Below are 21,779 nucleotides of genomic sequence, written 5' to 3'. Positions count from 1 at the left end.
GTTGTGGGGATTCATCGTGAATTGATGACGGCGGCAGCGAGATAGATCATTGCTGAGAAGCTTTGGTCTGTTTTGCAGGCACGCATGGCGATACGTTTGAACTCTTTGAGTTTGCAGAAGAAGTTTTCGATCAGGTGTCGCCATTTATACATTTCAGTGTCGAGCCGAATAGGTATGGCGCGGCGTGGATGCTGAGAGATGACGATCCTGGCACCGCGTTCGTTGAGATCGGCAATGATGTCGTTGCTGTCGAAAGCTTTGTCGGCAAGCAACGCCCCAAACTCGACGCCTTCGATCAGCGGGGCAACACCGACGCTATCGAAACGATTGCCCGGCATCAGGCGAAAGCGCACAAGGTTGCCCAAGGCATCGGTTAGCGCCAATATCTTGGTCGTCATGCCGCCTTTGGAGCGGCCAATGGCCTGGCTCGAAGTCCCCCTTTTGCACCTTGACCGTGCCGGTGAACTTTCACGATGGTCGCATCGATCATGGCGTATTCCATGTCTGGCTCCTCCGTCAAAGCATCGAAAATCCGCTTGAAAACATCCGCTTCGCGCCAATCACGGAACCGCCGAAACGCCGTACTCCAGTTGCCGAACTGGGCGGGCAGGTCGCGCCAAGGACTGCCCGTTCGCACAATCCACAGCACCGCCTCCATGAATAGTCGATTGTTCCTGCCGCTGCGTCCGGGATCGGTGATCTTGCCAAGACAATGCGGTTCCATCTTCGCCCACTGGGCGTCCGTCAGTACAAAACGATCCATCCGCACCAGGAAGCACAGTTGCCGCTAAATGGGAATCCTAAATCCCCACAATCCTTAGACTGGCGGACAGCGTGAACAGATTCCTAATGCGATGATCCATCTCGCGCAGCAGCAACTGTTGCTGCTCCTCGGCACGTTTGCGTTCCGTGATATCCCGGGCGATCGAGGATGCGCCGATGATCGTGCCGGTGGCGTCGCGCAGCGGCGAAACGCTGAGCGAGATATCCACCAGCCCTCCATCCTTGCGTCGCCTCACGGTTTCATAATGGCGCACGCGCTCGCCACGGCGCAAGCGGGCAAGGATCGGCGCTTCCTCGTCCTGCCGATCGTCGGGCAGAAGAAGCGTAATCGACTTTCCGATGATGTCTGCCGCGGAATAGCCGAACAGTTGTTCCGCTCCGTTATTCCAGCTGGTAACGATCCCGTTTAGATCCTTCGTCAGTATGGCGTCATCCGAGGATTCGACGATCGCGGCGAGATGCTCCGCGGCGTCGTGCATTCCAGGGGGCCGAGCATGCGAAGGATTGGTCGCCGACGCCGCTCGGACGGGACCGAGATCGATTTCATCAACGTTACGCATCTTTCTTCCCGCTCATCGAATTGAACTTCGTCCGTTTGATCACGGGGTGTGGCGCGCACGGCCGTCACCGCGCTGCGAGCGCCATGAGCCAATCCGCATGGAAGTTTCGACTCGCGCCGAGGCCGCAGAGTCAGGCGCCACCTCAGAGGTCAGCAAGTTTGACTAGCAAAAACAAGCTGATCGGACAACCGCCAGCGCCTCCTGTGCGCGGCCGGACTTTGTCGCCCCCCTTAAAAAGAGGGCAATCTATCGTGCCTAAACCCTCCGCAGTGAGCGCATGGTAAAACCAAACCGACAACGGTCCGGTCTCAAATACCACGCGTTTTGCATTCGGCGCGCGTTTGCGGATCACTTCGGCAAGCAGCTTCGGATCGGATGCACACTTGCCGCGCCAAACGCGCTTGCCATCCTGACGAACCGATATCGAAGTGTCTTTTAGGGAGACATCGAGTCCTATATGCTGATCCACGGTTGTCCTCCGTTTGATGCTGGGCCCGGTCCAAAATCGTGAGCGCGTTCTTCATCTTATCGGGGGGCAACCAACCTTCCAGTAATCTCGTGCCTCTAGCCCGTGGCCGGCGCTCCCGCGATTACGTCATGTTCGTTCGTTCGTGCATTGGGTCGGAAGCGACCGCGAACCGCTGATGGCGCACGGCGACTGTTGTATTGAAGGAGATGCCCTCAGAAGGTCATCGTTGGACCGTGCCATGCCATTCAAATCATTGGGTATCTGGACGCCGGTAAACGAGCTTGCACCTGAATGACGGGATGGTTCGAGTCCTTTTGGCATCCGGCTGCTCATGTCCGAAATACACCTACAAATTTCGGACAATGAGCGATGCCGCCGGTGGTAATTATGCAGCCGGTTCGTTCAACGAGCGCTGGAGCGTTTCGACGGTTGCGAGGACGGCATCGAAGTCGGGCACATCGCCGAAGATCATGCCGGCCATGGCACCATAGTCGCGGCGAAGGTCAGCGATCATCGCATCGGTCGGCATTAGGGAGAAGCTGCCGGGCTCAGCATGGGCAAGATCAAGGTCGCGGCTATTAAAGAACATTCGAGCGTGCGCGACACAATCCCTGCCAAGTTCTTCATTAGCCATCGCGGAAGCGCCCGTTCCGGCAATCATCAGTTGATGCACGTCGTAATAATGGCGTGAGACGCGCTGGCCACCCGCACGCAGAACTTGACGGGCGTCGAACCAGCGGCGGAGACCATGGAGAATGACGACCTTGTCCCAGAAGGTCCGTTCCGCGTCGACGATGGTCACGTTGGCGACCGTTAGATCGAGGCCGGGCAGATCATCGGCGAGATAGGGAACGACGCTATGGCGGGCATGAGGGTCGAGAGCGGATTTGGCCCCGGATTCTATTTTGACGGCTTTGCGGATGTAGCCATCGGACTCGGCGGTCACGCTTGGATACCAAAGGAGAATGCTCTGGGCGCTTTCATCGTCCCGATCGAGTTCGACCTTTGCGCCTGCCATGCCCTCGCCAACTGCACCGGCTAGGGTCTCCGAAAGCTGGGCGAGCAGGTCTCCGCCTATGAAGGCTTGGCATGCCGCCTTGATGGCATCGAGCTTGGCCTGCCGCTTCTTACCGGACATCTCCTCCAGCGCCTCGACACTTGCATCTTGGCCGATGTCTTCGCGAAATACCGTGATGTCGATGTCCTCGGAGAAACGCTGAATCAAGCCGAAGCCCTTCGACAGCGACGTACCCCCTTTGAACAGGAAGCGCGGACCATGGGATGCCGGACCGTTGAACAGCGCGTCGAGGGTCCAGCAGACCCAGAAATCCTTCTCGATATTCTGGGGCGCTGTGCCGAGCCGCTGCCCGGCGCCGATGAATACATCCCGTCGATCCGTGGGATCGGCCGCCAGAAACTGGGCGTAAGCGGGGTTCATTGTCATGCTCGCTTGGTCTTCAGGCGGTCAGCTGACGAGGTAACCGGTATCGTATCGCGCAGGATATTCTGCATCCAGAGCGGGAGCGTCAGCATATCGGCCTGGAGGTCGTTGACGATGTCGGCGCCGTGATCAGGGTGGGCGAAGATGGTGCGCAGGCGCTTGGCAACAGCCGGATCGGTGTCGCCCCCGGCGTCGTGCAACCAATGCAGGGCCTGAACGACACGCATCGCTGGCCGCCCAGCCCAGTGAAGCCGACTTGGCGCAGTGGTTTTGAAATCGATCTTGAGGTTGCCGAGCGTAATGGGCTTCAATCTTGCATCGGTATGGACGACGATGCGAGCCGGGACGGCATCGGAGAGTCCTAGATCGTTGGCCGCGGTTACGCCATCGACGAGGATACGGGCTTGGTCCCGGCGAGCCAGCGCATCGACGACGGCGCGCGGATCGGGGTGCGTGGACTTGCCCGTGAGGGGGTTGAGTTTGGGCTTGTCATAGAGGCCACGGGCAATCCTGCGAATGTCGCCATTGCGGGTCAGTCGATGGAGCGCCTGATCGACGGCGTCGCGAGAGCCGAGATCGAGAAAGTCCTGCGGCGTCCAGACTGAAGGCACGCCTCCGGAGACCATCCGGCTTGATATGGCACTTTTGAGATCGAGACCCGGCCCGCGCATGGCAATTCCTTTGTCAGAAGCGTGTATACGCAATTCTGACAAACCGCAATCAGTTTGTCAGATACATGACGCGGATTTCTAACAAATGCTGGGGGTTGGGTCGGAACTGTCGATCTCGGGCGAGAGCGATCTCGTGCAGGCGCTTCGCGAATCCGCGCAATCAAATACGATCCGCGGCGGCGACCGGATCACGCGACGCAATCTCGACATCGAGCCGACGATCACCATCCGCCCGGGTGCGCCTGTGCGCGTGCTGGTAACTCGCGACATCGACCTCGCGCCGTAGCGTGGAAAGGCAGAATGACATGACCAACCTGAAACTTAGGAAGTTGCCGGATCGAACTGCAGTGAAGCTGACCATCACGATCACCCCGGATCTGCAGGCAGCCTTGCAGGCCTACGCCGCGATCTATGCCGACACCTATGGGATGGAGGAACCTGTCGCGGAATTGATCCCTGTTATGCTTTCCGCCTTTCTTGAGAGCGATCGCGGCTTCGCGCGGTCGCGCGTGGCGTGGGCACGGAGTGCGAGATGATCGAGCGCGCCTGGGAGAAGAAGATCGAACCGCTGACGGTGCGGATCTCGACGGCGGTGCGGATTACCGGGCTGAGCCGTTCGCGAATCTACGAGCTCATCCAGACTGGCGAGCTTGAAGTGACCAAAGTCGGGAGGGCGACGCTGGTGCAGTATCGAAGCCTGAAGCTGCTAACGGACAATATCGGTTCTTCGGCTGGGGGGCCTGACTGAGGGTGCCCGGGACCTCGTCACCCAGCGGTCCCGCAACTTGACATCGAAACTGTACGGATGCGACCGTCCAGCCGCGGAACTGGATATCACCCGGCGCCGGCCTCAAGCTCTAAAACACCGGCCACGGGACGGCGGCTGCGTTCTGCGGCACGGTGACTACGATGCTTCAGCTCGACGAAAGATGGAGGTTTTGCAGCCCGGGGCCGATTGAGATTAGCGTCTTTCGCGGTCTTCGTGAACTGATCGACCAAATTGGGGGGCGAGATGCCGTACCAAGGACCGTTAGTCTTGGTCCTACACCGGAATAGGCTGGCCACCTCAGCTATAGCGGCCCAGGTACATCATCGCGATGCCGTAGGTATCGATCAGCGCGTGCGCCATGATCAACGCCCAAAGGTTCCGCCCGCTGCGAAGACAAGGCCCATGATACCGATGAAGAGGATACCGAGCCATCCCTGAATGAAGTGCGCGATACCAAAGAGCGCCCCGCTCGCTAGGATCGCGGCGCGCCGCGCAGCGGCACCTTCGCCGAAGATAGCGGTCATCTGATGCAGGAAGAAGCCGCGGAACAGCACCTCTTCGCCGATCGCCGCGCTGGTCAGGGCGTAAGCGAGCAGTTGCAGTGCCGCTCTCTCGTTACCGACGAGCGCGCCGTAACCGCTGTAGTCGACACGGGTCCCGAGTAGCCATTCGAGTAGCGGCTGACCGATTTCGCCGAACAGGATGCCTGATGACGCCTGCGCGCCGACGTGGCAGCGTTTCCGCTGAGACATCGGCGACATGGCCGCACGCGAGAGCACCATGAAGGTTGCGCGAACCTTGCGATCACCACTTAGGAGAGGGCTGCTGAATCGTCGGCGGCTAGCGGCGGGGCGGGAGAGAGACGGTGTCTCCCACTACGTCAATCGCCACCTTCCCACGAAGGGCATAGGCGCTTCTGCCCTCTAAAAGTTCGTGCGCCTCTCCGACGCGGGCCAGCGGCAGAACCGCACCTACGACGGGCCGGACGAGGCCGCGTTCCGCGAGATCGGTAAGCAGATCAAGCTTGCCTCGATTCTGGCGTGTGAAAACGAAGTGATATGCAGCGTTTCTGCCCCATGCCTCGATGAGGTTCTGCGGCTGTGGAATGTCAACAATGCTGACGACACGTCCCATGTCCGCGAGCGCCAACGGACTACGCGTCAGCGTATCGCCGCCGATCGTGTCGAACACGACATCGACGCCGCGGCCGCCCGTCAGCCGCGTCACGGCATCGACATAATCCTCCATGCTATGATCGATCGCCTCGTCGGCGCCGAGCGACTGCACAAACGCATGGTCTCCGGCACGCGCGGTGGTCAGCACGCGGGCGCCGATCGCCTTGGCAACCTGGATCGCGATCGTTCCCACGCCCCCGGCGCCGCCGTGGATAAGAACGGTTTCCCCGACAGCAAGGCGCGCACGCGTCACGAACGCTTCCACGACGGTACCCCCGACCAGCGTCAGGCTGGCCGCCTCGACATGAGTGAGGTTCGACGGCTTGCGGGCCACCAGGTCGACGTCGACGACGTGCCGTTCGGCATAGGAGCCTGCGTCACCGAAGATCCGGGGCGTATAGTAGACCTCATCGCCTGCCGCGAAGTCCGTCACGTCGGTCCCCGCTTCCTCGACGACGCCAGAGACGTCGTGTCCGATGATAGCAGGCAAGGGCACCAGATCGGCATAATCACCGCGACGGATCTGGTAGTCGAGCGGGTTGATCGCCGTGGCATGAACCCGGACGCGCAGCTGCCGGGCGCCGACTGGCGGCACGGGAACGTCGAGCAGTTCGAATGCGTCGGCCCCGCCGAAGCGGCTAAGAACAACCGCCTTCATGGTTTCAATCATTGGATATCTCCCATGAAGTGAATTCGGGGAGCAAAAGAAGCGCACACCTGCATGGATGTCACACTATCGCAACAGGAAGGCCGGTAAGCCGCCGTGCTTCCATGTCCTCGTGTGCGGCGGCGATCCTGTCGAACGTATATCGGGCCACCTGGAGATCACTAAAAAGGCCGTCGCGGATCGTGCCCCAGAGCTGCGCCGTGGCAACCGCAACCGTTTCGCCCCGAACATATTGCGGCGTGCCGCCGCCCCGGAGTTGGACGGCGCAGGAGCGGAGCTGATCGGCCGCGGGAGACGCCTGTCCCGACGCGGCGCCGATCGTGGCGATCACGCCGCCATCCCGCACGCACGCGACCGCCAACGGAAAGGTTGCACGTCCGACGAAGTCGTAGACCACATCCACGCCGGCGGGAACGATCGCGCGGACTTTGTCGGAAAGCGTCAGATCGTCGGCGACGAATGCATGGTCGGCGCCGGCCGCGACCGACGCCAGTTTGCCGGCCGATCCTGCCACACCGATCACCGTTGCCCCAAGCGACCGCGCCCAGCGCGACAGGATCGACCCGACGCTACCCGATGCCCCGAGCACGAGGGCGACCTCACCTGCCTTCAACGAATGCAGGGCGTACAATCCCATCCAGGCCGTCAGTCCCTTCGCAAGGAAGGTCGCCGCCACCTCGTCGCAGATGTCGTCCGGCAGGCGAACGAGCGCCTCGGCAGGGACAAGCGAGGCGGTGGCGTATGCTCCCTCGAAGAAGAAATAGGCGACGCGGTCTCCCGGTGCGAAGCCCGCCACCCCTGAGCCGACGGCCTCGACCACACCCGCCGCTTCGAAGCCCAGCGTGGCGGGAAGCCGCATCGGGTAAAGACCCTTGCGGACCATGACATCGACATAGTTGATGCCGATCGCTGTTTGCACCAGTCGTACCTGCCCGGCGCCAGGCAATCCGACCTCTGCCTCCACCACTCTCAGGACGGCAGGCGTGCCGGTCTCCCGTATCTCGATTTTCCTAGCCATGCTCGACACCTCCGGATTTGACCGCGTCATGCGAGGGCGACCGGCCGCATCGTGCCGGCGTGCGGGAACCTGCCATGGCGATAAGCGGCGTAGTATTCCGCCAGCTCGTCGCGGGAGCCGGCAATGAACGGTCCCTGCGCCACGACCTCAACGTTCTGGGGCTGTCCGGCGTACAGCAATATCCGGGCGCCTTTCGCGCCCGCTCGTAACGCGAGCGTGCTGGAACCGCCGCCGGCGGGACCGGTCCAGCCGACCATGTTCTCCGACAGCGGTTCGCCACCGGCACCGGCCGTCGCCTCACCATCGATTACCACCGTGAAGGCGTTATAGGCGGCGGGCAGTTCCGGCGCGAAGCTAGCACCCGGCTCCAGCCGGATGTCCGCCAGCGTGACGGGCACCGCATTCTTCGTCGCCGCCGCCGCCTCACCCAACCGGCCGCTGTAGACCGTCGCCTCGACCCCCGGTTCGAGATGGACCGGCATCGCCGCGCGCTGCAGGATCTGCACTCTCGGCGGCATGTTGCGCTGTTCCTCAGGCAGGACCAGCCACAACTGGAACAATCGCATACCGGTCGATACCATCGCATCTTCTGAATGGACGATGCCGCTGCCCGCCGTCATCCATTCGACGTCGCCTTCCGCCAGCCGGCCGCCGGTGTCCTCCATCGTGCCGTTCAGCATGAAAGTTACAGTTTCCAGCCCGGCATGGGGATGCGCCTCGCCGAAGCGCCCTTCCAGCGTGATGTGGTCGTCCGCCATCAGGAAAAACGGGTCGGTGGCGTGGAAATTTCCCGGTGCCACCACCAGCGCCGCCTTGTGACGCTCGCCATCGAAGCCAGGTCCGAGCGGCGGTATGACGGTGACACGATCGATCGATCTGTGAAGCATGTTCCATCCCTTCGGGTGAGGCCCGACTATTGCCGACCCAGTCATTGTGTCGATTTGTGCCTCATCATTTCGAAATACCCTCGCCACAATCAAGACGGGGATCGAAGAACTCAGCGTTGCTGGACGCGCAACCCGAACAGGGAAGAAGTTTCGCGATCGATCCTCTACTCAGGAGCGATACCGAAACACTTGGGTGGCGCAGCAGGAGCAAAGCCATGAGGTCGCTGCGTGCGTTCTTCGATGACGAAGCCCATGACTTTCCAGCGCACGAGCGGCCAGCGGCCGTCGGTTCGCCCGCGTCCCCATCGCACAAGGCGGGGACCCGATTGGCCCATATGGTGGTGGGCGTACTGGTCGGAACGACGGTAGGTCTCGGCGGGGCGCTGGTGAGCGCCAATCTGGTGCAGGTGCGACAGGTGCTGGGCTTGAGTCCGACCCAGGCGGCATGGCTGTCGACCAGCTATGTCGCCGCTGCCGTCCCGGCGAACCTGCTGCTGATCAAGGTCCGGCAGCAATATGGCCTGCGGCGCTTCGCGCTGGTGGCCCTCGGCCTCTACGTCGCCGCGGCGCTCGCGCAGGCTTTGGTGACAGACATCGCGGCGATGGTGCTCCTGCGTGCGATTGGCGGCTTCGTCTCCGTGACGTTGATCCCGCTGTGCCTGTTCCACACGATGCAGGCGTTTCCGACAAAGTGGCGCCTTCGCGGGCTGGTCCTGGGGATTGGCATAACGCAATGCGCCGTGCCATTGGCGCGGCTCCTGTCTCCCTCGCTGCTTGGCGTCGACGGGTGGCGTTCGCTGTTCCTGCTCGAAGCCGGCCTTGCGCTGCTGTCTCTCGCAGCAGTCGGCGTGCTGCGCCTTCCACCCGCCGAGCGAGCGCGCGTGCTCGAGCCGCTGGATCTCTTTACGTTCGTCCTCCTAGGCGGCGCACTGGCCGCGATCACCGCTGCGTTGGGCCTGGGGCGTTTTGAAGGGTGGCTGCACACCCAATGGATCGTCGTGACGCTGCTTGCCTCTCCGCCAGCGCTGCTGGCGGCCGGCGTCATCGAGTTGCGCCGCGCGACACCGCTGATCGACCTGCGCTGGCTGACCCACGGAGACGTCTGGCGCTTCGCTGCAGCGGTATTCCTCATCCGGCTGGTGCTGGCCGAACAGGAGATGGCGCTGGACGCAGTGCGCTGGCTCGGCGCACGTCCGAACGAATTTGAATCGCTGGCAGCGGTGATGCTCGCAAGCGCGGTCACGGGCGTTCTCGCCAGCACGATGTGCGTAAACCTCGAGAAAATCGCACGACCGATGATGCTGGCCATCGGCATCGTCGCGATCGCAGCGTTGGTCGACAGTGCCGCGACGGAACCGCGTCATCTGGCGCGCCTCTACGTGTCTCAGGCCGCGATCGCGGTCGCCGGCACCTTCTTCCTTGGGCCGGCGCTGCTGCTCGGCATCACGAGCGCCTTGCGGCATGGCAGTGGCGCACTCATCAGCTTCATCGTCCTGTTTGGGGTCGTCAATGCGTTGGGCGCGGTCGCCGGCCCGGCGCTGCTCGGCAGTTACATGGATTGGCGGCTCGCGGCGGGCGCGGCCGAGCAGGCGGCTCGAGCCGACACGATCCGGCTCGCAGCGGTGCTTGGTCTTGCCACGACCCTGTACCTGGCGGGACTCCTCTTATTGCGCGTACGTCGGCGCCTTGCCGAGCTGCGGGCCGAAGTGAGCGCCGGCGCGGCAAGTAAGGAGGAAGCGTCTACCGCCGGTTCGGGATGGACACAGCCACGTGTCCTTCCGGCGATCGGAGCGATCATGGCGGCGCTGGCGATCTGCGGCGTCATGTTGATTTTGGCCGCATTCGGACGGGTCTGACGCACACCTCAGACTTCGCGGTCGAACTTTTCGTAAAGAAAGGCGACGAGTGCCCGCACCCGTGCAATACCGGCGCGTGCTGGCGGCATGAAAATCTGCAGGTCGCCGCCCTCGTGCGGGAAGTCCGGCAGCACCGCCTCGAACTCGCCGCGTGCCAGCGGCTCTTCAACCATGAACATGGGGACGAGCACGATGCCGAGACCCGCGCGCGCCGCGGCCAGCAGCATCCGCCCGTTGTCGGTGCAGAAGCGCGAGTTTATCCGCACGGGCTCCAAGCCATCTGGTCCCTGTAGTCGCCAGCGGCCGGGATCGAGCGCATAAAGGATGGTATCGTGGTCGGCCAGGTCCGCCGGCCGGGCGGGACGCCCCCGCGCATCAAGATAGGCCGGGCTCGCCACCATCGCCCATCGCACCTTGGCCAGTTTGCGCGTGATGAGGATCGAGTCCGGCACGGCACCGGGCCAGATCGCCAGATCATAGGCCTCCGCGATCATGTCCACCTGGCGATCGGTGAACCGGACGTCGAACTCGATGCGCGGATAGCGCGCCGCGAACTCGGCAAGGAGCGGTGCCAGCAGGAACTCGCCGAAGGCGGCCGGCACCTGGATGCGAAGCTGCCCGAAGATCTCGCTGGTCGACTTGGTGACGACCTCGCGCGCTGACTCCAGCTCCAACAGGCCGGCGGCGGCCCGCTCGTGATACTCGCGGCCGATATCGGTCAGCGTCGTGCCGCGCGGGGTGCGCGTCAGCAGCTGGGCACCGAGCACTCCCTCCAGGCGGCTCACACGGCGGCTGACGATCGATTTGGCGATGCCGAGGCGCGCCGCTGCATTCGCAATGCTTCCCGTCTCAACCACGCGGACGAAAGCGATGACATCGAGCAGATCCACGGGCGCGGGTTCCGGCATACGCAACTCCAAGTTCCTGCCTTGGCGGCTATTGCAACAGTACACGAGAGGTAAACCAGACGGCGATGCAGCGGAAGACCGCTTACGACCTCATGGAGGCCCCGATGAATCAGCCAGCACTCGCAAGTTCCGCACGGCAACACGCCACGATCACCCATGCCCGCGCGGCCGTGGTCGAGCAAAAGGATGGACCCTTCATCATGCAGGACATCGCTCTCGAAGCGCCGCGAGCCGACGAAGTTCTAATTCGCATGGTCGCGACTGGCATCTGCGCCACCGACTCGCATGTCCGCCAACAACTGATGCCGTCGCCGTTGCCCGCTATTCTCGGTCACGAAGGCGCCGGCGTCGTCGTACGGACCGGCGTATCGGTCACCCATCTAAAGCCGGGCGACCATGTCGTGCTGTCCTATCATTCCTGCGGACAATGCAAGCCGTGCCTGTCCTCTCACGCCGCCTATTGCGAGAAGGTCTGGGAGGCGAATTTCGCGGGGGCACGGCTGGACGGCACCATCGGCGTCGAGCGACACGGCGCCAACGACCTCCACGCGCATTTCTTCGGCCAATCGTCCTTCGCGACCTATGCGCTGGCCCACCAGCGCAACACCGTCAAAGTGCCGGATGATGTTCCGCTGGAGATTTTGGGGCCGCTAGGCTGCGGCTTTCAGACGGGCGCGGGCGCGATCCTCAAGGCGTTGAAGGTGCCGGTTGGCGCGAGCGTCGCGGTCTTCGGCGTCGGCGCGGTCGGCCTCGCCGCCATCATGGCGGCGAAGGTCGCGGACGCCACAACCATCATCGCGATCGATGTGAATGCCGAACGGCTCGCGCTCGCAAGCGAACTCGGAGCGACGCACGTCGTGAACGCCGCCGATGGGCCGGACGTTACGGCCGCGATCCGCGCGATCACGCCACGCGGGGTCGAATTCGTCCTCGATACCAGCGGGCGTGCCGCCAATCTCGATGCCGGTATCGGCGCGCTGGCGCCGATGGGGCATTTCGGCTTCGTCGCCTTCAACGCGCATTCGGGCGCGTTCGTCGACGCATCGCGCCTCACCATCGGGCAGATGCTGCAGGGCATCATCCAGGGCGACGCAATTTCCGCGCTGATGATCCCGGAGCTGATCGGCCTCTACCGCACTGGTCGCTTCCCGTTCGACCGCCTCATCACCTTCTACGACTTCGCGGACATCAACCGGGCGTTCGACGACGTAGCCGCCGGCCGCGTCATCAAGGCGGTGCTGCGGTTTGACGCCGCGAACGCCTGATCTCTTCACTACCAAAAGGAAACAGACCCATGTGCAACAATCATCAAAAGCACATTACCGCCAGCGATACGCCGGCATTCTTCGCGATCGACAACTACGGCTTCCCCGAAGCTGGTGAGCATCCGGCCGACCCACCCAACTATTATCCGCCCTATTTCTCCAGCGAACGCTTTCAAAGGCTCGGCTACCATGTCGAGGAGCTTCGCGACGGCTTCTACTGGGTCACGAGCGGCGGGTACGACGCCGCCTTCGTCGTGACGAACGACGGCGTGATCGCGATCGACGCACCCCCGACGATCGGCGAGAACATGCTGGCGGCGATCGAGGAGGTCACCGACAAGCCCGTTACGCACGTCATCTATAGCCATTGGCACACCGACCATATCGGGGCCGCATCGGTGTTCGGCTCGGGCGTTGAGATCGTCGCGCACGAGATAACGAAGGAACTGCTCGAACGCTTTCCCGACCCGAAGCGCCCGATCCCGACTCTGACGTTCGACAAGGACTATACGCTGATCGTCGGCGGCGTGACTCTGGAGTTGTCGTACAAGGGCGAGAACCACTGCCCCGGTAACATCTTCATCTATGCGCCGGCCCATAGAGTGCTGACCGTCATCGACATCATCAGCCCCGGCAGCGCCACCTTCATGCATTGCGATGCGTCGCAGAACATCATGGGCTGGTATCAGGCGCAACAGCAGTTGACGGAATTCGACTTCGACTTCCTGGTCGCCGGGCATCACATGTCTTACGGCACACCAGAGACGGTGAAGGCCTCGATCGAATACTTCGCCGACGTCCTCGACGGCGCACAGGCCGCAGTCGACCGCTTCTCGCGCTCCGACGCGCTGATCGGCATCCTCGACGGTGCGGGCTGGGACAAGGTGTTCGTCGGAACAGAGAACTGGATCAACTCGATGGCGAACTACGCCACAAAGTATGTGCTCGAGAAGCGCAGTAGCAACGGGCAGCTGTGGTCGGAACGGCTGGCCGGGGTGACCACCCAGACGAAGTATCACGCCTACACGGTGTTGGAGTCGATCAGGCTCGAGCGCCCGCGTCCGAACTATCGCCTGCGCGGTGAGAACGCGCCGCCCTTCCTGACCTGATCCCCCGCGGCCTCGCGGCAGCCGAAACTTCCGCAGGCCGTCTCCTTCCAGACACGGGCCATGACGCGCGTGCCACGGATCGGCACGCCCGCACCCCTTCGCAAAGGACGACGCGATGACCAACTCTCCGGCCCGAAACTGGATCAATGGCGCTTTCGTCGCGCCGACGGCGCTCTCCCCGTCGATCAACCCGGCGACCTACGAGACGATCGGCAGCTATGCCGACGACGGGGCGACCGCCGCGCGCGTTGCGCTCGACGCCGCTGCGACGGCGTTCCGCCGGACGCTATGGGCGCATGATGCCGAGTTGCGCGCCCGAGTGCTCGATCAGATGGCAGCCGCGATGGAACGCCATCGCGAACGGCTGATAGCCGTCCTCTCGCTCGAGAACGGCAAGATCGGGAGCGAGGCAGCGCTCGAAGCCGGCGGTTCGCCAAGCAAGCTGCGGTACTGGGCGGCAATGGCTCGTACCGAGGCTGGGCGCGCGCTGCAGCCACGGCCGGGAAGCATCTCGATCGTGCTCCGCCAACCGATAGGGGTGGCCGGAGTCATCGTACCTTGGAACTCCCCGGTCATCCTCGCAGTCCGCTCGTTCGCACCGGCGCTGGCCGCCGGTTGCACGGTGGTTGTCAAGATGCCGGGTCAGGCCGCACAGGTCGCCTCCGTGCTGTCCGAAATACTTGCCGAAGCGCCTGACCTGCCCGCCGGCGTCGTCAACATCTTCGCAGAGAGCGGCTCGGAGGGCGCTGCGCACCTCGTCGAGAGCGAGGGTGTCCCAACGATCAGCTTCACCGGCAGCACGAGGACCGGCGCGGCGATCGGCGCGGTCGGGGCGCGGCGAATGAAGCGCTTCGGCCTCGAACTCGGCGGAAAGGCGCCGATGATCGTGTTCGACGACGCCGATGTCGTATCCATGATCCCAGTCCTCGAAAAGGCGCTGACGGTGTTCGCCGGTCAGTTCTGCATGACCGGATCGCGCCTTCTGGTGCAGGACAACCTTTACGAGGTCGTGCGCGACCGCCTCGCCGATCGGCTGCGCAACGTCAGGGTCGGTCCGGCAGCCGATCCTGCGAGCGACATGGGACCGCTGATCGACAAGGCCAATGTCGCACGGGTCGACAAGGTCGTGACAGACGCGATCACGGCCGGCGCCAGGGCGATCGTGCGCGGCGGCCCCGTAACCGACAGCCCGCTCGCCGCGGGGGCGTTCTTCCGACCCGCGATGCTGGAGGTCGACGACAACCGGCTCGCGATCGTGCAGGAGGAAACGTTCGGACCGGTCATCACCATCCAGCGCTTCAGCGACGAAGCACAGGCAGTCGCACTCGCCAACGACAGCGAATTCGGGTTGTCCGCCAGCGTCTGGACCCGCGACCTCGACCGTTCGCTGCGCGTCGCGCAGGCGCTCGATGTGGGCAGCGTTTTCGTCAATGACTGGGCCAAGGTCTATGACAGCACGGAAGAAGGCGGGTTTAAGCTGTCAGGTCTTGGCAGGCTGAACGGCGTCGCGGCGATCGAGGATTTCGTCGAGTACAAGCATATTGCGCTGCGCCCTGGGCAAACAGCCATGACCGGAGGCGACCAATGACATCCCCCGGTTGCCGGGCAGCGACGCCGGTGCAGGTGCGGGATTATGTCAGGACCTGCCTCCTTGATCTTACCGATGACCACAGCGGGCCAGCCTCCGCAGATGGTCTTCCCGCTCGAAGGCGGTTGGAGGCCCGTTTGCGCGATGCAATGCTCCCGGAAGAATTGCCTGGGCTAACAGATGTCGCGGGACTCGCCTTTTGGGCGGACACTCTCAGGCTCGGTCTGTCGTCGCTCGTGAACGACGGCATGGCACCGGCGGATGCGGCAGCCGTAGTCGACATTGCGATCCGCTGCCTTGATCAAAGCAACTGCTCGCCCGCCTATTCGCACCATCTCGTGCGAACGACCGCGCTGCGATCAGTCCAGGCCCCTACACTGTCGTCCCTCTGGCGTACGCACACAGTCCTCGGAGGGGAGTACGCAACTTGACCGCAGAACCTCCCCTCACGTGTGACACGGGCGCTCACCAGGCGATCCGTCAGCCGGAGCCGAACGCAGCTTGGCTGGCGATCTTTTCGCTGGCCTTCGGCATTTTCGGGCTAGTGACGGCGGAACTGCTGCCTGTGAGTATCCTGACGCCCATCGCAAATGATTTGGGCGCGTCAAAAGGGGCGGTCGGACAGGCGGTTACGACAACGGGCCTCGTCGCGGCCATCTCTGGTCCGATCGTTGTGACCGGTATGGGCGCAATCGACCGCCGAACCATCATTATCGGATTGATGCTGCTGATGATCGGCTCTTGCATCCTCGCGGGAATCGCGACCAGCTTCACGGTCCTGTTGCTCGCGCGTGCGATGCTCGGCGTCGCCCTAGGTGGCTTCTATGGTCTGACGACGGCAGTGGCGCTACGCATCGTGCCCTCGGCCGAGGTTCCGCGAGCGATCTCGATGGTAGCGATGGGTGTCTCGCTGGCGATTGTCTTCGCCGCGCCCCTCGCCGTCGCAATCGGAGAGATACTGGGTTGGCGCGCGACCTTCCTGTCCGTCGCATGCATCGGCGCAGTTGCCCTGCTAGTTCAATTGGTTGCGCTACCCCGCCTTCCCGCGAGCGGCGGCACCGACGTAGCGGCCTTCCGCGCGGCGCTGTCACGCCGCGGGTTTCTCGTTGGCATCGTTGCCTCGGTCATTATTGTTTCCGGCCATTTCGCCGGCTTCACCTTCATTCGGCCTTTTCTTGAAACCGTGCCTCGCCTGTCGTTTGGGAGCTTGTCGATGGCACTCTTCGCCTTTGGCATCGCAGGCATTGCCGGTAACATGGCCGCAGGGGCGTTGGCCGCTCGCAGTCCTGCATCAGCGTTCGCGGCATCCGCCCTCTTCATCACCCTTGCCGCGACCATTCTGATCATGTTCGACCGATCCACCGGTGGCGCCTTCGCGGCAACGGCGTTGTGGGGCTTCGCCTTTGGTGGCGTACCCGTCGCAGCGTCGATCTGGAATGCCCGCATCGCACCCGACATCGCGGAGCCGGCCGGCGCCCTGCTCGCGAGCGCCTTTCAGATCGCGATCGCGGGCGGCGCGCTCGTCGGCGGCATTTTGATCGATACCGTCGGGCCGGAGGGTCCGATTGCGTTGGCGGCCGCCGCTACGCTCATCGGCAGCGCCTTCATGGTCGTAAACGGTCGGGCGATCGAGACGCGCCAGCACCACAAGGACAACGCCCTCTGACATCTCTCAACTTCGTAAAGGAATAATCGTGCTCGGTTTTCAGAACGGGTCTGTCTTCACCCTCGGTGACGCACGTAACGGCATGCAAAGGCCCAAGCCATCATGAGAATACTGCTTATTGAGGACGAGCTGGAATTTGCCAGGGCTCTTCGCACCGCGCTTGAGCGGGAGCGGTTCGTCGTGGATCATCTCGACCGGCTGGCAGATGCGGTGGAGGGAGCGCGTATGAACGCTTTCGACCTGGTGCTTCTGGACCGGACATTGCCGGATGGTGACGGACTCTCGATAGTACCGCAATTGCGCGCCGTCCGGCCCGGCCTCTCGATCATCGTGCTAAGTGCGCGCGGCGAAATCGCCGACCGGATCGCCGGACTGGACGAAGGCGCTGACGACTACCTCATCAAGCCGTTCTCGATCGACGAGATGCTGGCGCGTATCCGTGCGGTGCGCCGACGTCCCTTCGAGCTGGCGGACGAGCAGATCCACGCCGGCTCTCTGATCTACGACGTCTCCAACGACAACATATCGGTCGGTGACCTGCAGCTCGACCTGCCGCGCCGAGAACTGCGCGTGCTGGAGACGCTGATACGACGGCGGGGGCGGACGGTGCTACGGGAGACTTTGGAACAGGCGGTCTACGGCTTTGACGACGAGGTGCAGTCCAACGCGCTAGACTCGCATGTATCCCGCCTGCGCCGGAAGTTGGCCGAGGCGGATGCGGGCGTTGAAATCCATTCGATTCGGGGAATCGGTTACCTGCTGCGCGAGGCTCCGTGAGCCGATATCGCTCGCTCAAGCGGCCGCTGATCGTCTTTCCGTTGCTGTTCAATCTATTGATGCTGCTCGTGGCGTTCACCGTGCTGATATCGGTGGCGGTGCGCGTCGACAGCGGCGGCCCGTATGCGGACGAGCAAATCACGCGCATCATCGCAGCCGCCGTCACCCGCCACGACCATGACAGCCTGACGATCCGACAAACGCCGCAACTGATGGCGTTGCGCGCCGAGACAGCCGATCTGTGGTTCGTCGTCGAGGACGATGCGGGGCGCAGCGTATCCTTCGGGCAAGTGCCCGAACCCTATCGCGCGTTCGCGGGCCGGCTTGCGGACCTGTCCTACGCGCAACTTCGCGACCGGCGTGCGCCCTATGTCCTTGCGGCCGTCGTCCGGCGCGAAACCGGCCCGGCAGGACCGCTCACCATCCTGGCACACGGCAAGCTGACGGAGCTGAGCTTCATCATCCTGATGGGGTCCAACCTCATGGTAGCGCCCACCTTCCTGCTGCTGGCACTGACCTCGCTGATCGTGACGCCGTGGATCGTCCGCCGGTCGCTGGCCGGCGTTTCCCACATCGCCCAGGAAGCTGAGCAAATCGACGCTCACCGGCGCGGGCGGCGGCTGAACGAGACGCACGTTCCTAAGGAGATCGTACCGCTGGTCAACGCCGTGAACGATGCGCTGCGCCGCCTGGACGAAGGCTATGAGCGGCAGCGCCGGTTCATCGCGTCTGCGGCGCACGAATTGAGGACGCCGATCGCCATCCTGGCAGCCAAGGTCGAAGTCGACTCCAGCGCAGCGGTACGCAACCTGGCCGGCGATGTGCAGCGGTTGGCAACGCTGGCAGAGCAGCTGCTCGACATCCAGCGGCTCGACACTGACCGGCACGATGAGAAAGTGGATCTCGGCGCGCTGGTGCGACGGGTCGTCGCCGAACTCGTGCCGCTGCTGATCGCCGCCGGGCGAACGATCGAAGTGAAGGCGCAGCAAGGCGCGTGTTGCCGCGGCGATGCCGCCGCACTCGAGCGGGTGCTGACGAACCTCATCCAGAATGCGGTCGAACACGGCGGGCGCCACATTGTCGTGCGGGTTTCAAGTGCGGCTTTCGAAGTGGAGGATGATGGCCCCGGCATCCCACCGGAAGAACGCGAGCGGGTATTCGAGCCATTCCACCGACTGCGTCCACGCTCAACGGGAAGCGGGCTGGGCCTCAACCTGGTTCAACAGGTCGTGGAACGGCACGGGGGACGCGCCACCATCCTGGCCGGGGATCACCGCGGCACCATCGCCCGGGTCGAATTGAGCGGCTGCTGAATGCTTAGATGGAGTGGGTTTTCGCTGCCATGGCCATGTTCGCGCAATCTTCGGCAATGATTTGGCGCTGGGTGGGCTTAGGCGATTTGTCAGCCCGCCGGTGAACCCCTGGTTGGGGGAAAGGAGTAATCGATATGAACCGCTACAACTCTGCCCGCATGCGCCAAGCGCTGCTTTCGCTCTGTGCGGCCGCCGTCGTCACGACCGGCATCGCCAGTACTGAAACAAACGCGCAAAGCCGCCGACAGCAACGCGATGACGCACGCACCTGCGCCAACTTCGGCAACCGCTACGGCACGCCTGCCTACAGCAGGTGCATGCTCGACCAGCAACGCCGGCGCGATTTTAAGGAACGCGACACGCTAGAAAAGATGGCGCTCACTTCTCAAATTGCCAAGGAGGGCCAGATCATGGCGGAGCGTGCTCGCCGGCAACGTTGCGACCGGAACCCGGATCGTCGGGAGTGCCGACGCTAAGGCTGGGATACCGGTATACGCAATCTATCGTCACCGCCTTCTCTTCCTGTGGAAGTCGCCGCTCGCGGAGGAAAGGCGGTGCGGCCTTGAAGCGTCCGTGGCATGTTCTAAGTCGTTGAGGATATGCGCCCGCCGTCAATGTAGTGGTGAGGGTTGTTTACCGAGGCGACTTCGCATCGATAGGCTAGCTTGATGGACCTGTACGGCATCGACTTAAACTTGCTGGTGGCATTCGACGCGTTGATTGCCGAACGAAACGTCACTCGCGCCGGCCTGCGGGTCGGCCGAACGCAGCCGGCGATGAGCGCCTCATTGAACCGGCTGCGCGATCTGCTCCGGGACGAACTATTCGTCCGGGGACCCAAAGGCCTGCATCCAACGCCCCGCGCGCTCGAGCTGGCAGAACCGATTTCGCGCGCATTACGCGATATCCAGCACACGCTGGTCTTCACGCAGGCGTTCGAGCCGAGCGCTGCGTCGATGACTTTCTCGCTCGGTTTGTCGGGCCACGCCGAAAGCGTCGTGTTGCCGCCGCTGTTGCAAATCCTCGCGGCCCGCGCGCCGCTTATCGACCTCCGCGTCCGCGACTACGCTACGCGAGACGAGGCAACGCGGATGCTCGATGCCGGCGAGGTCGACGTGGCGGTCGGCCTGCCGCCCGTCGATGAGGGGCGTATCTTGTCCGCCCGCCTGTTTCAGGAACGGTTCGTCTGCATCCTGCGGAGGGACCATCCCGCAGCAAACCGGGCACCGGATCTCGAACGCTTCCTGTCGCTCCCGCACATCCTCGTCTCGCCGGAGAACGAAGGGCTGGATGTGGCCGACGCGGCGCTCGCCAGCAAGGGTTTGAAGCGTCGGGTGGCGCTGACCATACAGCATATGGCGAGCGCGCCCGCACTCGTCGCCGCCTCCGACATGGTCGCCACGGTTCTTGAAAGTGTCGTACGACGGTCGGGCTGCGCGGAGCAGCTGAAGGTCAGCGACTTCCCGCTGCGCCTGAACCCCGTACCCTTCGTCCTCAACTGGCACCGCCGGAACGATCACCACCCCGCCCAGCGTTGGTTTCGCACCTGCCTGTCCGGCGCTTTTCCACAAGTCTGGCAGAGGTCGGAGCAGGTCTGTGCGGATCTCCGGCAGCAATATTACTAGGCCGGGGCAGCGACGTTATCATCCATGCCGTGGATGATGATGCATACTGCATATCGATTTTAGATTGATCATTCCCATCACCTAAATGTCCGGCAACGGCGCGACATCGTGCGCCAACATCTGGAGCATCATCATGACGAACGGTCAGTTTCGTGTCGGCATTATCGGCGCGGATACACAGGCAAGCTGGGCGGGCGCGTCCCATATTCCCGCCCTTGCAGCGCAACCCTCGCTGGTCCTTGCTGGCGTTGCCACACGGCGCGAGGAAAGCGCCAAGGCGGCCGCCGAAGTGTTCGGCGCCGAGCGCTGGTATGCCGACCCTTTCAAGCTCATCGAGGATGAGGGGATCGATGTGGTCACCGTCGCCGTGAAGGTGCCGGCGCATCATGATCTGGTGATGGCCGCGCTGGTTGCGGGCAAGGCGGTCTACGCAGAGTCTCCCCTGGGAGCGACGCTCGCAGAAACCGAAGCAATGGCGGCAGCGGGCAAATCTCTTCATACCGCGATCGGGTTGCAAGGCCGGCACAATCCCGCCGTCCGCCGCGCGGCCGAAATGGTCGCTTCGGGCAAGCTCGGCCGCCTGTTGTCGGCGCGCGTCGATGCGACGACCTTCGGCTATGGACCGCAAGTGACGAGCAACTACGACTATTCCAACAAGGCCGCGTCCGGCGCCAGCTTCATGACGATCACCGTAGGGCACGTCCTCGACGTGATCGAAACTGTGCTCGGCGACATCACGCAGGTGGATGCGCGCACCGCGTTGCACTGGCCGCAGATCGAGGTGGTCGACACCGGTGAAATCTCCACACGCGAGATCCCGGATCATCTGGACCTGATCGCCGCGACGGCGACCGGCACCCCGATATCAGTCCAGGTGCTGGCCGGCGTGCCTGCCGACGAAGCGCGGTTCCGCCTGGACATCCGCGGCACGGAAGGACGCCTCACGCTGACCGGCGATCACCTCGCCGGTGTGCAGGTCGGCGATCTCCGCCTAACGGCCTCCGTCGATTTTGCCGTTCCCGACACGCCCATTGCGACCGGCGTCGGGCCTACAGCAGCCGACTTCTGGGCCGGCGCGGCGATCAATGTCGGCGAGATCTATGCCTCGCTCGCGCGCGATCTGGTGGCAGGCACATACCACACGCCCGGCTTCGACCACGCGCTCCATAACAGTCGCCTCGTCGCTGCCGTCGAGCGTTCGGCGCAGTCGGGCGAGCGGCAGTCGATCTGAT

The 21,779-nt window shown here is 63.3% G+C and carries 21 protein-coding genes and 2 pseudogenes; 13 read left to right on the top strand and 10 right to left on the bottom strand.

Going from position 1 to position 21,779, the window contains the following annotated elements; all coding sequences use genetic code 11:
• Nucleotides 1-11: 11 nt before the first annotated feature.
• The 5 genes and pseudogenes from MOK15_RS11935 to MOK15_RS11915 form a co-directional block, all read right to left on the bottom strand.
• Nucleotides 12-724: pseudogene (locus tag MOK15_RS11935) on the bottom strand (IS5 family transposase).
• 76 nt (nucleotides 725-800) lie between these two features.
• Nucleotides 801-1,262: a PAS domain S-box protein gene (locus MOK15_RS11930; RefSeq protein ID WP_242931809.1), complete on the bottom strand. Its 462-nt coding sequence runs from the start codon at nucleotides 1,260-1,262 to the stop codon at nucleotides 801-803.
• 337 nt (nucleotides 1,263-1,599) lie between these two features.
• Nucleotides 1,600-1,812 (bottom strand): annotated as a pseudogene (locus MOK15_RS11925) (IS110 family transposase); the annotation flags it as partial.
• Nucleotides 1,813-2,197: 385 nt separating this feature from the next.
• A complete protein-coding gene (locus MOK15_RS11920) occupies nucleotides 2,198-3,256 on the bottom strand; it encodes a nucleotidyl transferase AbiEii/AbiGii toxin family protein (protein ID WP_242931808.1) in 1,059 nt (352 codons plus the stop codon).
• Entirely contained in the window at nucleotides 3,253-3,924 is a 672-nt protein-coding gene (locus tag MOK15_RS11915; protein ID WP_242931807.1) for a DUF6088 family protein, read from the bottom strand. The genes MOK15_RS11920 and MOK15_RS11915 overlap by 4 nt, the downstream gene beginning before the upstream one ends.
• A gap of 85 nt (nucleotides 3,925-4,009) precedes the next feature.
• Here MOK15_RS11915 and MOK15_RS11910 point away from each other — a divergent pair, with 85 nt between their 5' ends.
• From MOK15_RS11910 to MOK15_RS11900, 3 genes are read left to right on the top strand one after another with little or no spacing between them, the layout of a single operon-like run.
• Complete coding sequence (locus MOK15_RS11910; protein ID WP_347567193.1) at nucleotides 4,010-4,210, top strand: TrbI/VirB10 family protein; 201 nt, start codon at nucleotides 4,010-4,012, stop codon at nucleotides 4,208-4,210.
• Between the two features lie 19 nt (nucleotides 4,211-4,229).
• On the top strand, nucleotides 4,230-4,460 hold the full coding sequence (locus MOK15_RS11905) for a DUF2274 domain-containing protein (protein WP_242931806.1): 231 nt from the start codon (nucleotides 4,230-4,232) through the stop codon (nucleotides 4,458-4,460).
• A complete protein-coding gene (locus MOK15_RS11900) occupies nucleotides 4,457-4,672 on the top strand; it encodes a helix-turn-helix domain-containing protein (RefSeq protein ID WP_242931805.1) in 216 nt (71 codons plus the stop codon). The genes MOK15_RS11905 and MOK15_RS11900 overlap by 4 nt, the downstream gene beginning before the upstream one ends.
• 383 nt (nucleotides 4,673-5,055) lie before the next feature.
• On the opposite strand, the gene MOK15_RS11895 is transcribed toward MOK15_RS11900, so the two are convergent.
• Genes MOK15_RS11895 through MOK15_RS11880 form a run of 4 tightly spaced genes read right to left on the bottom strand, consistent with a single transcriptional unit; the run spans nucleotide 5,056 to nucleotide 8,440 of the window.
• The gene (locus MOK15_RS11895; RefSeq protein WP_242931804.1) at nucleotides 5,056-5,475 is read right to left on the bottom strand and encodes a CPBP family intramembrane glutamic endopeptidase; all 420 of its coding nucleotides are present in this window, start codon (nucleotides 5,473-5,475) and stop codon (nucleotides 5,056-5,058) included.
• A gap of 58 nt (nucleotides 5,476-5,533) precedes the next feature.
• The gene (locus MOK15_RS11890) at nucleotides 5,534-6,538 is read right to left on the bottom strand and encodes a zinc-dependent alcohol dehydrogenase family protein (RefSeq protein ID WP_242931803.1); all 1,005 of its coding nucleotides are present in this window, start codon (nucleotides 6,536-6,538) and stop codon (nucleotides 5,534-5,536) included.
• Between the two features lie 58 nt (nucleotides 6,539-6,596).
• A complete protein-coding gene (locus MOK15_RS11885) occupies nucleotides 6,597-7,553 on the bottom strand; it encodes a zinc-binding dehydrogenase (RefSeq protein WP_242931802.1) in 957 nt (318 codons plus the stop codon).
• A gap of 26 nt (nucleotides 7,554-7,579) precedes the next feature.
• The gene (locus MOK15_RS11880) at nucleotides 7,580-8,440 is read right to left on the bottom strand and encodes a pirin family protein (protein WP_242931801.1); all 861 of its coding nucleotides are present in this window, start codon (nucleotides 8,438-8,440) and stop codon (nucleotides 7,580-7,582) included.
• A gap of 215 nt (nucleotides 8,441-8,655) precedes the next feature.
• Here MOK15_RS11880 and MOK15_RS11875 point away from each other — a divergent pair, with 215 nt between their 5' ends.
• Nucleotides 8,656-10,296, top strand: coding sequence for an MFS transporter (locus MOK15_RS11875; protein ID WP_242931800.1), 1,641 nt, complete (start codon nucleotides 8,656-8,658; stop codon nucleotides 10,294-10,296).
• An 8-nt stretch (nucleotides 10,297-10,304) separates the two neighbouring features.
• Here the strand turns inward: MOK15_RS11875 and MOK15_RS11870 are convergent, their stop codons facing one another.
• Nucleotides 10,305-11,186, bottom strand: a complete 882-nt coding sequence (locus MOK15_RS11870) for a LysR family transcriptional regulator (protein WP_242931799.1) — start codon at nucleotides 11,184-11,186, stop codon at nucleotides 10,305-10,307.
• Between the two features lie 122 nt (nucleotides 11,187-11,308).
• Here MOK15_RS11870 and MOK15_RS11865 point away from each other — a divergent pair, with 122 nt between their 5' ends.
• The 9 genes from MOK15_RS11865 (at nucleotide 11,309) to MOK15_RS11825 (ending at nucleotide 21,778) form a co-directional block, all read left to right on the top strand.
• On the top strand, nucleotides 11,309-12,469 hold the full coding sequence (locus MOK15_RS11865) for an NAD(P)-dependent alcohol dehydrogenase (protein ID WP_242931798.1): 1,161 nt from the start codon (nucleotides 11,309-11,311) through the stop codon (nucleotides 12,467-12,469).
• Nucleotides 12,470-12,498: 29 nt separating this feature from the next.
• Complete coding sequence (locus MOK15_RS11860) at nucleotides 12,499-13,578, top strand: MBL fold metallo-hydrolase (RefSeq protein WP_242931797.1); 1,080 nt, start codon at nucleotides 12,499-12,501, stop codon at nucleotides 13,576-13,578.
• Between the two features lie 115 nt (nucleotides 13,579-13,693).
• Nucleotides 13,694-15,166: an aldehyde dehydrogenase family protein gene (locus MOK15_RS11855; protein WP_242931796.1), complete on the top strand. Its 1,473-nt coding sequence runs from the start codon at nucleotides 13,694-13,696 to the stop codon at nucleotides 15,164-15,166.
• Between the two features lie 427 nt (nucleotides 15,167-15,593).
• Nucleotides 15,594-16,832, top strand: a complete 1,239-nt coding sequence (locus tag MOK15_RS11850; protein WP_242931795.1) for an MFS transporter — start codon at nucleotides 15,594-15,596, stop codon at nucleotides 16,830-16,832.
• 102 nt (nucleotides 16,833-16,934) lie between these two features.
• Nucleotides 16,935-17,609 (top strand): response regulator transcription factor, encoded by a 675-nt coding sequence (locus tag MOK15_RS11845; protein WP_242931794.1) that lies wholly within the window; start codon nucleotides 16,935-16,937, stop codon nucleotides 17,607-17,609.
• A complete protein-coding gene (locus tag MOK15_RS22010; protein WP_242931793.1) occupies nucleotides 17,606-18,922 on the top strand; it encodes a HAMP domain-containing sensor histidine kinase in 1,317 nt (438 codons plus the stop codon). Before MOK15_RS11845 ends, MOK15_RS22010 begins: the two co-directional genes overlap by 4 nt.
• Before the next feature lie 134 nt (nucleotides 18,923-19,056).
• Nucleotides 19,057-19,398, top strand: coding sequence for a hypothetical protein (locus MOK15_RS11835; protein ID WP_242931792.1), 342 nt, complete (start codon nucleotides 19,057-19,059; stop codon nucleotides 19,396-19,398).
• Between the two features lie 192 nt (nucleotides 19,399-19,590).
• Nucleotides 19,591-20,547: a LysR family transcriptional regulator gene (locus tag MOK15_RS11830; RefSeq protein WP_242932732.1), complete on the top strand. Its 957-nt coding sequence runs from the start codon at nucleotides 19,591-19,593 to the stop codon at nucleotides 20,545-20,547.
• Nucleotides 20,548-20,632: 85 nt separating this feature from the next.
• The gene (locus MOK15_RS11825) at nucleotides 20,633-21,778 is read left to right on the top strand and encodes a Gfo/Idh/MocA family oxidoreductase (RefSeq protein WP_242931791.1); all 1,146 of its coding nucleotides are present in this window, start codon (nucleotides 20,633-20,635) and stop codon (nucleotides 21,776-21,778) included.
• The last annotated feature ends 1 nt before the right edge of the window (nucleotide 21,779 follow it).

The sequence above is a fragment of the Sphingobium sp. BYY-5 genome (assembly GCF_022758885.1).
Taxonomy (GTDB): domain Bacteria; phylum Pseudomonadota; class Alphaproteobacteria; order Sphingomonadales; family Sphingomonadaceae; genus Sphingobium.
This window is presented reverse-complemented; position numbering and strand designations above follow the sequence as displayed.

Coding starts and splice junctions, on each gene's coding strand:
- MOK15_RS11930 (WP_242931809.1), bottom strand. CDS start 1,262: ATGCACGACGCCGCGGAGCATCTCGCCGCGATCGTCGAATCCTCGGAT.
- MOK15_RS11920 (WP_242931808.1), bottom strand. CDS start 3,256: ATGACAATGAACCCCGCTTACGCCCAGTTTCTGGCGGCCGATCCCACG.
- MOK15_RS11915 (WP_242931807.1), bottom strand. CDS start 3,924: ATGCGCGGGCCGGGTCTCGATCTCAAAAGTGCCATATCAAGCCGGATG.
- MOK15_RS11910 (WP_347567193.1), top strand. CDS start 4,010: ATGCTGGGGGTTGGGTCGGAACTGTCGATCTCGGGCGAGAGCGATCTC.
- MOK15_RS11905 (WP_242931806.1), top strand. CDS start 4,230: ATGACCAACCTGAAACTTAGGAAGTTGCCGGATCGAACTGCAGTGAAG.
- MOK15_RS11900 (WP_242931805.1), top strand. CDS start 4,457: ATGATCGAGCGCGCCTGGGAGAAGAAGATCGAACCGCTGACGGTGCGG.
- MOK15_RS11895 (WP_242931804.1), bottom strand. CDS start 5,475: ATGGTGCTCTCGCGTGCGGCCATGTCGCCGATGTCTCAGCGGAAACGC.
- MOK15_RS11890 (WP_242931803.1), bottom strand. CDS start 6,538: ATGATTGAAACCATGAAGGCGGTTGTTCTTAGCCGCTTCGGCGGGGCC.
- MOK15_RS11885 (WP_242931802.1), bottom strand. CDS start 7,553: ATGGCTAGGAAAATCGAGATACGGGAGACCGGCACGCCTGCCGTCCTG.
- MOK15_RS11880 (WP_242931801.1), bottom strand. CDS start 8,440: ATGCTTCACAGATCGATCGATCGTGTCACCGTCATACCGCCGCTCGGA.
- MOK15_RS11875 (WP_242931800.1), top strand. CDS start 8,656: ATGAGGTCGCTGCGTGCGTTCTTCGATGACGAAGCCCATGACTTTCCA.
- MOK15_RS11865 (WP_242931798.1), top strand. CDS start 11,309: ATGAATCAGCCAGCACTCGCAAGTTCCGCACGGCAACACGCCACGATC.
- MOK15_RS11860 (WP_242931797.1), top strand. CDS start 12,499: ATGTGCAACAATCATCAAAAGCACATTACCGCCAGCGATACGCCGGCA.
- MOK15_RS11855 (WP_242931796.1), top strand. CDS start 13,694: ATGACCAACTCTCCGGCCCGAAACTGGATCAATGGCGCTTTCGTCGCG.
- MOK15_RS11845 (WP_242931794.1), top strand. CDS start 16,935: ATGAGAATACTGCTTATTGAGGACGAGCTGGAATTTGCCAGGGCTCTT.
- MOK15_RS11835 (WP_242931792.1), top strand. CDS start 19,057: ATGAACCGCTACAACTCTGCCCGCATGCGCCAAGCGCTGCTTTCGCTC.
- MOK15_RS11830 (WP_242932732.1), top strand. CDS start 19,591: ATGGACCTGTACGGCATCGACTTAAACTTGCTGGTGGCATTCGACGCG.
- MOK15_RS11825 (WP_242931791.1), top strand. CDS start 20,633: ATGTCCGGCAACGGCGCGACATCGTGCGCCAACATCTGGAGCATCATC.